We start from the raw sequence: 14,766 nt of genomic DNA, 5'->3' as shown, positions 1-14,766 counted from the left end.
TTTCTCCGTTCTTGTTGACGTGACGAGCGGTTGTTTCCACCTCGGCGCATTTGGGTCTGACAGGCCGATCTGAGGCGATGCTTGCATCGAACAACTCTACGCACACAATGATAGGGGGCGTTAATTCAGTAGACTTGATCACCAGAGCAACTTACGATGTTTATCGCTTCATCATGAGCACGGGAATGAAGCGAAGAATGTGCTTGAAGGGCCGGCATGGGGAATTCTGGACAACTGACGGCAGAGCAGAGTGACATTCTTCGAGGGTCCGGATGGCTTTCCACTAGACGCCCGGCGTTTCAGGACGATTTCCTGAAACTAGGCGCAGTAAAGACGCTGGAAATCGGACAGATTCTCTATCCTCGTGGCCGGGTTCCAACCCATGTTCATGGTCTGATCCGAGGGCAGATTGACGTTCAACTTCTTGCCCCGAACAATGAAGAACTGGCATACCCATCCGGTCGGCAAAGCAAGTGGTACAGTTTCTCGGATGTGATCACCAACGAGCCCGCAGTGGGGTTGGCCATCGCGCGCCAACCGTCAGTACTGCTGCGCATTTCCAGACGGGAACTGATGCACTTTTTGGACTCAAACCCAAGGCGTTACGTCGACATCATCGCTCACGACAACGCGCTAAGGCGTCAAATGCAAGAGGTTGTTGCAGAAATTGTCACGGGTGAAGGTGTCGACCTGGTTGCGAGGCGATTGTCATGGATGGCAGCAAACGACCGGCTGGATGCGGGTAATTCGGTTGCGATCTCACAAATGGACTTTGCATTGGCTGTCGGTGTTTCGGTTCCAACTGTCCAGCGCGCTTTTCGCGACATGAAACGCCGGGGAATTCTGGAAACCTACTACGGCAAGATCGTGGTCAAGGACACCGTAGAATTGAAACGTTTCGCCGACAAGCTCGGGGCCGGGTAGCAAGATCTAGGTCTGATGACGGAATGCGCTGTTCGTTGGGCAAACTGAGATGCTGCACTTGCAAAGAAAGGCTGGCGCGTTGGGTCTGCTCTGGGCTCGAAGCAGCTATTCGCGGCAGTACATTTGAACGACCGCTGTGCGGACAAAGCTGCCTAATGCTGATCCGGCGAACTTTACGAACTTTTACCATGCAAAACACCGATCAAGTCACGGCGAGGCGGTATGCTCTTTTTCAAAACAGTCGATTATTTTGCCAACTGCTACGCAAGCGTACTCAGTCGTTTGCCACTTCACTTCAATCAGTGAATATCTACAGCAAAAGTCAGCGACGTTTATCTTCCTCACTAGAGTGCGGTGTTTCTTTACCGGTCACAATCTGCAGCACACACAGAAAGTCGATCCGACCGCTCCGAAAGTAGAAGCAAATGCTACCCACGGTACTCAGAATATGCTTTTGGCGCCGAGAACTCGACGTGCCGTTGGAGCATATTGAAGCATCGGCTTGCGGCGCCTCCAACCGCAAAGCTCACAACGACGCTTTTACCGAGGACAAAAAAATAAATGGACAACTTACTGCAGGATGCAGACGAAAAGCTCACTTTTGACCAGTATGCCGTGTCAGACTACTGGGTGGGCGAAGTCGATGAGAACGGTCAGCCCGTGCTGTCAACGTCCGTAGAAACCATTCTGGACGTACCCTACGAGCTTGAGTTCAACCTTGCGGCCAATCTTGCGGCGGATGTCCAAAGTGTCACCGTTGAGGTCTTCTTCGGCGGCGAAAACATTGGGAGCTTTTTCCATGAAGGCGGTGTTTTCGAAAGCTATACTTTCGATCTCATCGGAACAGGTGACATTTCGGAACTGGAATTCCGCATCACAGACGTGAACGCAGGCTCGGAAGGGTCAATTAGTACCTCCGGCGTCGTGCCGTCTTATGAGCGAGCGGTGAGCTTTCTCGGCGAGGAAGTCACGGTCGACGCCTTCGCACCCGGCCAAAACTATATCTATCAGGTCCTTAATGGGCAGTTGGTCAAGTTCGATCTGGAAACCAATAGTTACACCGAAACAGAGACACCCGCTGCGGTCAACGTCAATGCTATCGGCTATTCGAATGAGACTGATCTGATCTACGGAATAGCCCGTTCCGACGGCACCGACGCTTTGGGGAACGCAATATCGCGAAATGATGTCATTGCCATGGACGCAACCGGAGCGACATATGCTGTATCGCCTGGTGTTATGGGATCATACATTGGTGACGTGGATGATCACGGAAACCTTTGGACTTTCAGTGGTAATCTGGGCACCGCTGTCGTCTACGATCTCTCAGAAACCAACCCGGATGGATCTCTGGTCAGTCAAACACTGAACCTGCCATCACTTGGTGTTTCCACCAAGGGTCTTGCCGACCTCGCATACTTGCCGTCGTCTCAGACCTTCTTTGGCGTCTCCCACGGCGGCTCGAGCGGACAACCCGGTACCTTGGTTTCGATCGATATCTCGCAAGTGAGCCTCGGCGGAGAACCTGTCGTCACGACCCAACTAATTGTCGGCACAATCGTTGACGGTGAAGTCAAATCTGGCATCCCATCAAGCGCCTTCGGTGCAACAATAGTCGATGGCGACGGCAACGTTTACATCGGCGCCAATAACGCGGATCACGACTTGGATGCGTCAACGCCCATCCAAGGTGGGTTTTACAAAATTACTACCGGCGATGATGGCGCGCTTTACATGGAACTGCTTGCTGAAGCTCCCAGGGTGTCGAGCAATGACGGGGCGCTCGATACGCGCGGTGTCGATCCCTTTCTCGGGATCGATACATCTTCGACCGTCTTGTTGCGTTCACCAGTGCTCTCAGTCGCTGTGGCAGAAGACGATCATGTAAAACTCGCAGCGAAAGGTGATCAGGTCTCTATTGATCTTCTGGCAAACGATGATGTCAGCGAGGGGGAAAGTCTGACGCTGACCCATTTGAATGGAGTGGAAGTTGCGGATGGCGACACCTTCACACTCGCCACTGGAGAGATCGTCACATACCTAGGCACTGGTATGGTTTCTGTCACGCCCGGAAGCGACCCGAGTGATGTCATGGCCGAGTTGACCTACACGATCCGTAACGAAAGTGGCGTCACCGATACTGCAACGCTGACAATTGAAACGTCTCCGGTGCAAGGCACCGCCCAAGACAATCATATGGTTGGGTATACTGACGCAGATGGTACGCATATCGACGGACCAGATGGCCTGAACGACGTGATCCTCGGTTACGGCGGGAAAGACAAAATCTACGCAGGACTTGGGGATGATGACATTTACGGTGGTGCCGGCAACGACTTTATCAGGGGGCAGGCTGGCAATGATGTCATCTATGGCGAGGCGGATAATGACATTCTCGACGGTGGGACCGGCGACGACAGGATGTTTGGCGGCACTGGGAATGACACTTACTTCGTTGACACCATTGGAGACGTAGTCTCCGAAGAAGACGGAAGTGGCAGCGACACGGTGAAGTCCAAAGTTGATTTCACTTTGGGAGACGGCCTGGAAAACCTTTGGCTCTTGAAAGGCTCGGTGGCGGATGTCGGTATTGGCAACGAACTTCGCAATATGATCGTTGGCAACCAGAATGATGATCTGATCGACGGTAAAGGCGGCAACGATAACCTGATTGGCGGCGATGGAGACGACGTCATCTATGGCGGCGACGGGCACGACAAGCTGCACGGAAATGATGGAGCAGACGAGCTTTGGGGAGGAACCGGAAACGACAAACTGCATGGCGGCACGGGCAATGATGTCGCTTATGGCGGAGATGGCGACGACACATTGTGCCCCGGTGACGGCGACGACATCATGTTCGGTGGTGCCGGGCGGGACCTGCTTTCGGGCAACGCGGGCGCGGATATAGCTTACGGTGGCTTGGGGGACGATACCTACAAAGTGTCAGACACGCTGGATACGATTATCGAATATGCTGGTGAAGGGCATGACGTGGTGCACGCCATGGCTGATTTTTCGCTCTCAGAGCATGTTGAGGATTTGTTGTTTTTTGGAGAGGGCGGATTTGTTGGTAGTGGTAATTTGGGTGATAACCTCCTGGTCGGGAACACCGGAGATAATGTTCTGTCCGGGAATGCTGGTGACGATCACATAAACGGGATGCTGGGTGACGATAACCTGTCTGGCGGCGAAGGCGCCGACAAGCTTCTGGGGGATGCCGGTAACGACCTCATTTATGGGGGAGCCGGTGCCGACACGCTCAGCGGCGGTACAGGCACCGATGTACTCAATGGCGGCCTCGGAGATGACTTCATGTGCGGTGACGCTGGCGCGGATACATTCGAATTCGCGTCGGGTGATGGTCATGATGAGATCAAATCCTTCGATACGACAGAAGATGCTCTGCGGTTTCTTGCTGTTGATCCAACCGATCTTGTCTGGGTCGAAGATGATCGCGGCATTTCAATCGAATACGGGAGTGACGCGTCCGTACTGTTGTGTGGACTCGATCTCGAACAAGCGAACGAAGTTGAACTCATGTTCCTGTGAGCCAAGAGTAGCTACGGCATGACTGATGGAACAGTTAAAAGAGCGGCCGTCCGGCCGCTCTTTTTGCTGCTTATGCATTTCTTAAGTGTAAGCGCAGCTCCGGTGCAGTCTTCGACCATATGTCCTTCAAATCATCTGCATTGCACGGATCACATTCTACGCCTTCGGCCAAGTCAATTTCGATTTCCGCGAGCATGGCGCGCAGCACTTCCGCCCCCAACAGCGCTGCTGAACCCGCAGTGTGATGAACAGTCTCCCTCAGGCTGTCCGACCTCTCGCCGGCTTCGAGGCGCGCGCGGATACCGGAAATCGTCTCGTCTGCCTCCTGCAAGAAGCTCCCGATGAGCTGGTTGGCCTTTTCCGCGCCCAATGCCTCAGAAAAATCTCGCAGATGGTCGTGGTTAACCATGGCGTCAAAAGTGGAACCATCATCGTTTTCTGACTGATACTCGACGGGCTCACCTGTTTTGGAATACCGGGCCAGGATCTCGCGCAAACGCCGCTGTGTTATTGGTTTGACCAATATGTCATCAAGGCCTGCTGCCAGAAAACGGTCCTTTTCTGACGGAACCGCATTTGCCGTCAAAGCTACGATTGGCAAATGCGTGCCCGCAGTTTCGTTTGCCCGAATTTCCCGGGTTGCTTCGATCCCATCCATCACGGGCATTGAAATGTCCATGAAAACGAGGTCATAAGAGTTGCTTTTCGCGAATTTCACCCCTTGTTGACCATCGAACGCTTCGTCTACGGAATGCCCGTCTTGCACGAGTAAGTCGTGCACCACGACCCGGTTGATCCGGTTGTCCTCGACAACCAGAATTTTCATGGGCGGCGAGCGGACGTCTGAGATCCTTCGCGTTTTCTCAATACCCGAACCTGGATCCGCAGGGGTATGTCCAGCTGCCTTAGGCAAACGCAGACGAACCCAGAAACTGCTTCCGTATCCGCTTGTACTTTCCAGTCCAATCTCACCATCCATCGCCAGAACCAACCGTCTGACGATGGCAAGGCCAAGGCCCGTTCCGCCAACCACTCTGGAAAACGACGGGTCCAGAGTGACAAAGTCTTCGAAGATCCGCTCGCGCGCGTCAGCCGGGATCCCAACACCCGTGTCCGTGACGCGGAACTCAACGCGTTCGCCTTCTTTTAGGCGTTTAGCTTCCACTGTAATAGAGCCGTTACGAGTGAATTTGATCGCGTTACCGATCAGGTTGAGCAGGATTTGCCGAATGCGTGTCGGATCGCCCACAGCATAATCTTCACCCTGCATTTCGACCATCTTCGAGAGGGTATTGCCACGATGCTCGGCGACGCCGCGTTGACTTTCAACGAGCTCCCGCACCAGAGCCGGTACCGAAAACACAGTCTGTTCAATCTCAATTTTTCCCGCCTCGGCGCGAGAAATTTCGAGCACATTGTCGACGTGATGTAAGAGAAGCTTTCCCGACGCACGAATAATGTCGAGATACTCGTGGTTCCTGGGTTTTTGTTCTTCCGACTTCAGAAGCTCAAGCGTGCCGAGCATCCCGTTCAAAGGAGTGCGCATCTCGTGGCTCATGACAGCGATCAGATCGGCTTTTGCCTTTTCACCAGCAACAGCGTTGTCCCGCGCTTCTATGAGCTGCTTCTCGGCTGTTACGCTTTTGGATATGTCGCGCAGGAAAGACACGAATATCTCGCCGTCGTCGGATTCAGCCGTTTCGATGGACAGTTCCACCGGGAATACTTCTCCGTTTTTCCTCCTCGCTTCGAGCTGAACGCGACCCTTTCCGATGACGTGTTTCTCGCGGGTATTCCGATAACGCTCCATACCCGCCTCGTGAGCTTCTTTGAGATGATCCGGAACAATCAGGTCCTCCATTTTTTGTCCCAACGCCTCTTCGCGCGTATATCCAAAGATCTCTTCGGCAGCACCGTTGAAATCGATCACAAGCCCAGCGGTATTCACGGCAATTACAGCGTCGAGAGAAGAGGAAACCATAGCCCCCAGGCGCGATCGGATCTGGCTCTGTTCCGCAGCGCGTTGCTGGGCGCGGTGAAAAAAGAACAGGAGCAGAATGGCCGTAACCGCAAGTATCGCAAAGAGAACGAAAGTGAGCAGCGACATCCGGCTCAGAGTGTTGGCAATACTGGTACGCTGTGAATCCGCCTCCCGAGACAATACATTGACTCCGGTCAGGTTGATTTCGCGTATGTCATTGCGAATATCGGCCGTTCGCCTTTGAAGTTCGGGCAGTGAGCGACGAAGTGAGGAATCGTCGCCATCAATGAGCGGCGCATTTTCATCGAGATAGGAATTGAGCCTTGCCAGTGCATCCATGACCTCCGCGCTTTCACGCACAGATTGCAAAGATTGACTGGCCGAAAGCATGCGTGTTCGGCTGTAAAATATGTCGAAGCGGGTACGTACTGCCGATAAAGAAGCGTCCGGGTCGGCGGCGGCGTCGGCGAGTGCTGTCATTAGGGTCAGCAACTCAACGTCAGACTGCGCGATCGTCCACTGTGTGCTGTCTGAATTCGCTGAAGCCAACGCATCAATCTGCCCGTAAACGTCCCGGTTCAGCTGAACGAGCGCTACAATCAACCCTAAGAAAAACAACAAACCTGCGGTCGCAAACGCGACCTGCAGGCCACCTTCGCGAATTATACGCGCTATTGCGACTCGCAACTTTTTTGATTGTTCGCTCAGGGCAGTACCTCAATGCGATCCAGTTGCCAGATGCTGCGGGAAAAAATCACTTCGGTCCGATACTTTGGCGAGCTGTCATAAGGGTACACGATCCACAACGGACCTTTGTCTCGCAAACTCATCAATTCACCATTCCGAAGGAATGCCACAATGGGTCCGCCTTCTACCGCATCCTCTGTTGGAATATCCACCGCATAGTCATTAACAGCTGATGCTCTCAATTGCGACCCATTCACCCCCAGTACAGACAAGAGATCTGAAAGTTCGACACCGGTGAAGGTTTGAACTCCTTCTGTCCACATGGTTTCTGTTTCAAACGTAACTGTGCCAATGGCCTCAAGCATTGCCCTGTCAAACTCTGCGGTTTCGCCTGCGTTGGTATTTGAAATTGCACCGCTGACGGTAAGGACAACATCGCTCTTTGCCGGTTCAAGGGGTCCCGCTTCTGTTGCATTCAGACTTACCAGACAAAAAAGCAATCCAAAGGCCGCATTTGTGATGCTCTTCGTAAATCCAGACATTTGTTATCTCCGCTGAGTGTGCGGGAGTTTCTGACACGAAAAACCATTTTCGTCATCTGCCCATACGCATTGGTTTATATACTTTCGGATATGTCGGAGCTGCCGATGCTCCAATTTGTCCATGCCAAAGAGTGTTGAGTAGTAATCCGTGGAGATGTTATCCCATGCAAGCTTATTAAATTGATTTGCTGTAGTGCACGCCATTGAAGAGAGCGGCGCCGTCATGCAGATGCGCGGATCTCAAACTCAGGAAGGCGAGATATGAAAATACTTTTGGCCGATGACCACGACCTTGTGCGCGAAGCGATCGCGGCATTTCTCGTCAATGAAGGTGAAGCCGACGTTGTTGTGACCGGTTCTCTTCCTGAGGCAATCAATGAAGTGAAGCAAAAAGGTCCGTTCGATCTTGTACTACTTGACTACAATATGCCGGGCATGAACGGCCTCGACGGCTTGCGAAAGATGATTTCGATCAGTGATAAACGGCCAGTCGCTCTGCTGTCCGGGACAACCACGCGCGCCCTCGCCGAGGAAGCAATATCCGAAGGCGCCGCAGGTTTTGTACCTAAAACGCTCGGGTCAAAATCAATGATCAGTGCTGCGCGGTTCATGGCGGCCGGTGAGATTTACGCCCCGTTCAATCTGATGCAGAAACGGGAAGAACAGACATCAGGCTTGCTCTCAAAACGAGAGCTCGACGTGCTTCAGGGCATTTGTCGCGGCCAAGCGAACAAGGAAATAGCTCGGGATTTCAATATTCACGAAGCCACGGTGAAGTTGCACGCCAAAACGCTGTGCCGCAAACTTGGGGCCCGAAACAGAACTCATGCTGCAATGATCGCTAGAGATCGCAACTTCTTATAACCGAGAGAACAGCACACAGAAGCAAACCGGCGGAATTTCCGCCGGTTTTCTTGTGGCAGCCGCTGATCTATCCGATCGTATAGGTGCACCTGTCCAACTGGAGTTCGTCTCAGCCCGATGCGCAGCGGACAAGAAGGTAAGGCCCGCGTATCACGTCCTCAGTTGAATGAGGAATGTTATGATTACGCTTTTGAACGCTGCACCAGACACCGGGAACCAGGGTGTTAGTGCATTATGCCACTCCGTAGTTGCCGGATTATCAAGCCGCGGTGTGAAAGAGATTACCGTTGCGGATCATGGGCGCGGTTTACGTCGTGCGGACTGGGGCTACACCGCTGTCAATCTTGTAGGTCTGACGCACAACAGGCGGTTCTGGCGGGGTGATAACCTGCGCACAGCGCATGCCATGACGCGCTTTGGCGGTATGATCAGTGCTCCGGCGCGCTCGATCGCGCGGTCGCACGCCGTGCTCGACATTTCGGGTGGAGACAGCTTCACTGACATTTACGGACTTAAGCGGTTCCAGGCGATGGCTTTGACCAAGCAAATGGCGCTAAACGCTGGTGTGCCGCTTATCCTGTTGCCGCAAAAACTCGGGCCGTTCCGCAACCCAGAGCTAGCTGTGGAAGCTGTAAGCATTCTGCGCGGCGCTGCAGCCGTTTGGGTGAGAGATGCGCAAAGCTTCGAATTCCTTCAAGAGCATCTCGGGTCCGATTTTAACCCCAAACGCCACCGTCTTGCCGTTGATGTTGCTGTAACACTTCCGCAGAAGAAGCCGCAGATGTTGTCCAATGAAGTTCAAAGCCTGCTTGCGCCGACGCTGAAATCGGTTTTTCCTCTCGTAGGGCTTAATGTATCAGGGTTGCTTTGCAACGATGCACCTGAAGCGCGCTTGACTTTTGATCTCGCGGAATCGCACGAAAAACAGATTGAAACATTGGCACGGTCGCTCTTGAAGGGCGATCCGAATTTGCGGCTTCTATTGATACCGCATGTGCATAAGCCTGAGACCGAAACTGAAAGCGATCTGGCAGCATGCCGCCGTTTGCTAAGGCGATTGGGACCGGTCGCACACAAGCGCGTGTACATTCTTGAGCAGCATTTGGACGCAATGGAACTCAAGTGGGTCCTAGCCAAGCTGGATTGGTTCGCAGGCGCGCGGATGCATGCGACCATCGGGGCCTTCTCGTCCGGCGTGCCGACTCTGGGCCTGGGGTACACGGACAAAGCTCAGGGCGTATTCGACGAATGCGGCATTGGCGAAGACGTGGCAGACCTGCGCCGCTTAGATGCACGCGCGTTGGGCGCGCGGGCAGCCGCTTCGTACTTGTCGTCAAAGCGCAGAAAATCTTACCTGAGATCACGCCTCGATGGCATTCGCGCCCGCGCTAATCGCGAAATGGACATGATAGCGCGGCAGGTCGGGGCCTGAGCTAGTGCGGTTGATTGCGATATCTGGCCGCTCTCTTGCGTGGGCCGTTCCTGTGCTGGCGGAAGCGGCCGCGTTGGGCCGTTCTATAGCTCTTGCATGGGTGATTGGACCCGACGAGCTGGGGCGCGCTATGATGTTGGCCTTGACTGTTCGGCTTGTCGAAATGGCAACCGATTTGGGTATCGAACGTCTGATGGTTCAGGCGCCCGACGGCAATGCAGCGCGTTTTCAGTCAGAACTTCAGGGAGCTGCGATCCTGCGAGGCGTGATTTGTGCGACAATCCTACTGGGATTTGCACCTTTGCTGGCAGCGGTGTTTTCAGATGGCCCGAGCGCGGCGGCGTACGGGTTTTTGGCGATCATACCTTTGATCCGCGGTTTCGGGCATCTCGATTATCGCCGGTTGGAAAGACAATTTCGCTACATGAAAATGAGCATCGTAGAGGGCGGTGCAACGGTTACGATGGCCATATGCGTGGTGCCGTTCGCTTGGCTTTTTACCGATCACCGCGCGATGGGTGTCATTCTTGTAGCGCACGCAGTCTCCTACACAACCTTATCGCATCTGGTTGCAGATCGAAAATACAAAACAGCACTTTCGCTGGCAACGTTGCGGCGCAGCTGGACGTTCGGAGCGCCACTACTGCTGAATGCCGGCCTTTTGTTTCTGACGTTTTACGCCGACCGGTTTGTCGTTGCTCAGGCATATGGGTGGTCCTCACTGGCGCTTTACGGCGTGGCTTTGCAACTGGCATTGCTTCCTGCTCAGATCGTTGGCCGGGCGGCGGCGTCTCTCGTTTTGCCTGAGTTGCGTTTGGCTCTTGCCAACAATGACCTCGAGAGGGTCTGGTCACGTTGTCTCAACACTCACATTGTTTTGGCCAGCGTGATGGTGGTTGGTTTTGCCACGCTCGCTCCCACCGTGATTTCACTCGTCTACGGAGACGCGTTTCAGCCTGAAGTTGCATTGGCCACAGCTCTCGCGATTGCCGCAGGTTTCAGAATCCTAAGAACACCTTTTTCGCAGCTTGCAGTCGCAACTGGGCGCACAGGCGACCCAGCGCGTGCAAATCTCATTCGCGCGCTCGCCCTGGTGCCCGCAGCAGCCTTTGCTGTGGCAGGGCTGCCTTTAGCCGCCATAGCGGCCGCCGCAGCCATAGGGGAAGGCGGCGCTACTTTCCGCGCGTTTCAACTTTCATCGACAGTTTTCGTTTGTAACGATAGGAAAGGCGCTTTCGCATGACCAAAGACCCTATTACCTCGATCGTTGCTTGCAACCTTTGCACCGGGTGTGGCGCCTGTGCCGGCAGCTTTCCCGACTTTATAAAGATGGTGGACGATCCCGAGAACGGTCGCCGCCCGGTTGTTAGGCAAACCCGAGCGGGCCACGAGGCTTCCAGAGCTGCAGTGGCAACCTGCGCCGGAGCCTCTACGAACTGGACAGAACTTCCAATTCGCGACGAAATTGACGCAGCGTGGGGTCCGGTTCTAAGCGCGTGGGAAGGATGGGCCACTGACCCGGAAACGCGATATCGCGGGTCGTCTGGCGGTGCAGTCACAGCACTATCCCAATTTGCTTTGTCAAACGGGCTCGCTTCCGGAGTTGCACATGTGGCCGCACGTAGCGATGACCCGCGCCTGAACGAGACTGTGATCAGTAGAGACGCGGAAGGGCTGCGTCGCGCACCGGGTTCGCGCTATGCTCAGGCAAGTCCTGCCGAGGCGATCCACGAGATTTCTGCGGGCACTGAGCCTGTGGTGTTAGTCGGAAAGCCCTGCGATGTGGCGTCTATTCACAAAGCCACGGCGGCGGATGCGTCACTTGCCGCACGCATACCCCTGACTATTGCGATTTTTTGTGCCGGTGCTCCTACCCTCGTCGCAACCAACGCCTTGCTCGATCGCCTGAGTGTTCCGAAAAATGCGCGTCTGACCGAACTCAGGTATCGCGGAGAAGGCTGGCCGGGTCTCATGCAGGCGGTCTGGCAAGACAATACCGGTCAGGAACACACCAGCGAAGGCATCTCTTATGCCGAAGGCTGGGGGAAAATCCTTCAATCAAGTCGCAGGTGGCGCTGCCGCGTGTGCGCCGACCACACGGGCGCTTTTGCAGACATTTCAGTGGGCGACCCATGGCACGCCCCGCCCAAAGGAAACACCGAAGCAGGCCAGTCACTCATTGTTGCGCGCACCGCGCGCGGTCGGGCTTTCATCGAAGCGGCTATGGAAGCCGGCTTTCTCGTCGCCGAAAAGCGGTCACGTGATGTGATCGCGCAAGCCCAACCGAACCTCAGCGCCACAAATGGCGCGGTCTGGGGGCGTCGTATCGCCATGCGCGTCCTTGGCCTGTCCCCTCCAGAGGATCGGGGCCAGAGGCTGTTTAGTCTCTGGCTGGGCTTGCCAAATAAACAGAAACTACAGTCAGTTCTCGGGACGTGGAAAAGGGTCCTGCGAGACAGACTGTGGCGCGATGTAGCCATTACGGAGCGGGTGCAATGACACTCGAAGAAGCAATGGCCTCAGATCGCAGCCGAAATCTTGACCTCCTGCGGTTGGCGTTGGCGTCAGGGGTATTAGTCAGCCATGCCTGGCCGCTTTCGCTCGGACCCGGCACAGCGGAACCGCTGGAACATCTCACGGGTCATTCACTTGGGGGCTGGGCCATTGGCGTTTTCTTCTTCATTTCAGGGCTGTTGATAACGGCTAGTGCCGAACGCAAAACGCCTACCCACTTTTGGACGGCACGCGCGCGACGCATCGTACCTGGCCTGGGTGCCGCACTTTTTGTCACGCTCGCGATGGCTTTCGCCAGCGGTTCCACTGCGGGGCTGCATGAGACGACGTCTTGGTTTTTGCGCGCGCTGACACTCGTCTCCATTGAACACCGATTGACAGACGCTTTCGCGACAAATCCGTACCCCGAAGTCGTCAACGGACCATTGTGGAGCCTATTCTACGAAGTGCTTGCATATGGCATCTGCGCGGCGTTCGTGTGGATGGGCGGTGCTCGAAATGCGAAAACAGTTTGGGCATTACTGGCGCTCGCTGCCGCAACTTGCCTTGTGCAGGAAAAATTATTCGGACGCGCGGCCACATTTGCTCCGCTCTTCGCATCCTTTGCTCTGGGTATGGCGGTTTATGTTTGGCGCGACCGGATTGAATTGCGTCCGATCATGATTGTTTTACTCCTTGGCTTGGCATCGATTGTGCCCGAGGCGCTGGCGCTTGGCGTGGCTGGCTTTGCCTTGGTCATGCTGGCTCTGAGCGCGCCAGTAGTGGCGCTCAGCAACGATGTTTCCTACGGCATGTATATATACGGTTGGCCAATCGCGCAGACGGTTGTGGTTGTTTTGCCCGGGATATCGCCGGTACCGCTGGCCGTTCTGAGCCTTCTGGCCACATATCCGATAGCGTTCTTGAGCTGGCAGTTTGTAGAACGGCCCGGACTCGCCAATCGTCGGGCGGCGGCTTGAGCGATGGCGACGACGCGCGTGCACTCCTACGCCATTTTTGGTGTCCCCGCAGCGGTCGCGATATTCTTTCTCGCGTTGATGTTGCCAACAGCCGTGTCGTTGAACCTTGGTGGACTAAGGCTCTCCGCGTATCGGGTAGTGTTGATCGTGCTGATTGTCCCAATGCTGGTCCAGCTGATATCCGGCCACCGTGGCCGGATGCACATCTTTGATGCGCTTCTATTTGCCCACTGCGGATGGGCATTGCTGGCACTCATCAAATGGGGCGGTGTCGCTCAGGGCATTGAATCTGGTGGCATATACATCGTTGAATGTGCCGGCGCATACCTGCTCGGTCGTCTCTACATCAGATCTTGCGATGACTTTACAGCAATGGCGCGTGCCTACGTGGGCATGGTGCTCGCTACTTTGGTATTCACGATTCCCGAAGCACTGACCGGTGTTCACATTCTGCACGATGGTATTTCCGGGGCCGTTGGAGGACCCAAAGCACCTTTTATCGAACCGCGCATGGGGCTTGAACGCACTTTTGGTCCTTTCGATCATCCGATCCTGTACGGTGTATTCTGCGCGTCATCCTTTTCGCTTGCGTATTTTGTTCTCGCACAAAGACAACTTATGAACTTTGGCGGCATGGCGAAGGTCGCTGGTGTGGTGCTGGCTACTTTCATGTCCGCCTCGGGTGGTCCTTATGTCGTTTTGATGATGCAAGGGTTCGTGGCCGGGTGGGAGCGCGTTTTGGGCACCGTGCAGGGCCGTTGGGCGGCGCTTTTCTCACTGTTTGCGATGGCCTACGTCGCCATCGATCTCTTCTCAACGAAAACACCTTTCCATGTCTTCGTAAATTACTTCACGTTTTCAAAGCAGTCCGCCTACAACCGGATTTTGATTTTCGAGTTTGGCACGGCGGAAGTCGCCCGGCACCCCATCTTCGGGATCGGGTTGGGCGAATGGGAAAGACCGCTTTGGATGTCGGACAGTATGGATAACTTCTGGCTGGCCATCGCGGTGCGTTATGGATTGCCGGCGTTGTTGCTCTTGCTCGCTCTCCTACTCGGGCTTGTCTGGGCTGTTGGTCAGAGGAAAAACCTCCCCCCCGACTGGAAACGCGCACGTCACGCCTGGGCCTTTACGCTTTTCGGGATCACCGTCGCTGCGGCTACCGTTCACCTCTGGAACGCTCTTTTCGTACTCTTTTTCTTTCTGCTCGGTGCCGGAGCCTGGCTGCTTGATGCGGCGCCTGAACGAAAACGTCGGTTCCACGTCCCTCTAACGCCTCAAGCCAATTTGCACCCGGCAAGGCTATTTTGA

Annotated in this window: 10 protein-coding genes; 8 read left to right on the top strand and 2 right to left on the bottom strand. The window is 54.8% G+C overall.

Annotated features, from left to right (window positions below):
- Positions 1-216 precede the first annotated feature (216 nt).
- Positions 217-924: a Crp/Fnr family transcriptional regulator gene (locus ACR0MQ_RS02455; RefSeq protein ID WP_480605676.1), complete on the top strand. Its 708-nt coding sequence runs from the start codon at positions 217-219 to the stop codon at positions 922-924.
- 561 nt (positions 925-1,485) lie between these two features.
- Positions 1,486-4,476 (top strand): calcium-binding protein, encoded by a 2,991-nt coding sequence (locus tag ACR0MQ_RS02450; RefSeq protein WP_480605674.1) that lies wholly within the window; start codon positions 1,486-1,488, stop codon positions 4,474-4,476.
- 70 nt (positions 4,477-4,546) lie between these two features.
- Here ACR0MQ_RS02450 and ACR0MQ_RS02445 read toward each other — a convergent pair whose 3' ends face one another.
- Complete coding sequence (locus ACR0MQ_RS02445) at positions 4,547-7,144, bottom strand: ATP-binding protein (protein ID WP_480605671.1); 2,598 nt, start codon at positions 7,142-7,144, stop codon at positions 4,547-4,549.
- A gap of 17 nt (positions 7,145-7,161) precedes the next feature.
- Positions 7,162-7,686 carry a putative pterin-binding protein gene (locus tag ACR0MQ_RS02440; protein ID WP_480605669.1) on the bottom strand — a complete coding sequence of 175 codons (525 nt, stop codon included), beginning with the start codon at positions 7,684-7,686 and terminating at the stop codon, positions 7,162-7,164.
- 261 nt (positions 7,687-7,947) lie between these two features.
- Here ACR0MQ_RS02440 and ACR0MQ_RS02435 point away from each other — a divergent pair, with 261 nt between their 5' ends.
- The 6 genes from ACR0MQ_RS02435 to ACR0MQ_RS02410 all read left to right on the top strand — a co-directional run bounded on the left by ACR0MQ_RS02435 (position 7,948) and on the right by ACR0MQ_RS02410 (position 14,766).
- Positions 7,948-8,550 (top strand): response regulator, encoded by a 603-nt coding sequence (locus ACR0MQ_RS02435; RefSeq protein WP_480605667.1) that lies wholly within the window; start codon positions 7,948-7,950, stop codon positions 8,548-8,550.
- Positions 8,551-8,728: 178 nt separating this feature from the next.
- A complete protein-coding gene (locus ACR0MQ_RS02430; protein WP_480605664.1) occupies positions 8,729-9,982 on the top strand; it encodes a polysaccharide pyruvyl transferase family protein in 1,254 nt (417 codons plus the stop codon).
- A gap of 10 nt (positions 9,983-9,992) precedes the next feature.
- Complete coding sequence (locus ACR0MQ_RS02425; protein ID WP_480605661.1) at positions 9,993-11,225, top strand: oligosaccharide flippase family protein; 1,233 nt, start codon at positions 9,993-9,995, stop codon at positions 11,223-11,225.
- The gene (locus ACR0MQ_RS02420; RefSeq protein WP_480605658.1) at positions 11,222-12,481 is read left to right on the top strand and encodes a Coenzyme F420 hydrogenase/dehydrogenase, beta subunit C-terminal domain; all 1,260 of its coding nucleotides are present in this window, start codon (positions 11,222-11,224) and stop codon (positions 12,479-12,481) included. The genes ACR0MQ_RS02425 and ACR0MQ_RS02420 overlap by 4 nt, the downstream gene beginning before the upstream one ends.
- The gene (locus ACR0MQ_RS02415) at positions 12,478-13,455 is read left to right on the top strand and encodes an acyltransferase family protein (RefSeq protein WP_480605656.1); all 978 of its coding nucleotides are present in this window, start codon (positions 12,478-12,480) and stop codon (positions 13,453-13,455) included. Before ACR0MQ_RS02420 ends, ACR0MQ_RS02415 begins: the two co-directional genes overlap by 4 nt.
- Positions 13,456-13,458: 3 nt before the next feature.
- Entirely contained in the window at positions 13,459-14,766 is a 1,308-nt protein-coding gene (locus tag ACR0MQ_RS02410; RefSeq protein WP_480605653.1) for a hypothetical protein, read from the top strand.

The sequence above is a fragment of the Ruegeria sp. AN6 genome (assembly GCF_056540425.1).
The sequence above is the reverse complement of the archived record's forward strand: the minus strand, read 5'-3'. Positions and strand labels throughout refer to the sequence as shown.

What these genes read in the sequence shown, in the direction of transcription:
- ACR0MQ_RS02455 (WP_480605676.1), top strand. Translation starts at nt 217, where the DNA reads ATGGGGAATTCTGGACAACTGACGGCAGAGCAGAGTGACATTCTTCGA.
- ACR0MQ_RS02450 (WP_480605674.1), top strand. Translation starts at nt 1,486, where the DNA reads ATGGACAACTTACTGCAGGATGCAGACGAAAAGCTCACTTTTGACCAG.
- ACR0MQ_RS02440 (WP_480605669.1), bottom strand. Translation starts at nt 7,686, where the DNA reads ATGTCTGGATTTACGAAGAGCATCACAAATGCGGCCTTTGGATTGCTT.
- ACR0MQ_RS02435 (WP_480605667.1), top strand. Translation starts at nt 7,948, where the DNA reads ATGAAAATACTTTTGGCCGATGACCACGACCTTGTGCGCGAAGCGATC.
- ACR0MQ_RS02430 (WP_480605664.1), top strand. Translation starts at nt 8,729, where the DNA reads ATGATTACGCTTTTGAACGCTGCACCAGACACCGGGAACCAGGGTGTT.
- ACR0MQ_RS02420 (WP_480605658.1), top strand. Translation starts at nt 11,222, where the DNA reads ATGACCAAAGACCCTATTACCTCGATCGTTGCTTGCAACCTTTGCACC.
- ACR0MQ_RS02415 (WP_480605656.1), top strand. Translation starts at nt 12,478, where the DNA reads ATGACACTCGAAGAAGCAATGGCCTCAGATCGCAGCCGAAATCTTGAC.
- ACR0MQ_RS02410 (WP_480605653.1), top strand. Translation starts at nt 13,459, where the DNA reads ATGGCGACGACGCGCGTGCACTCCTACGCCATTTTTGGTGTCCCCGCA.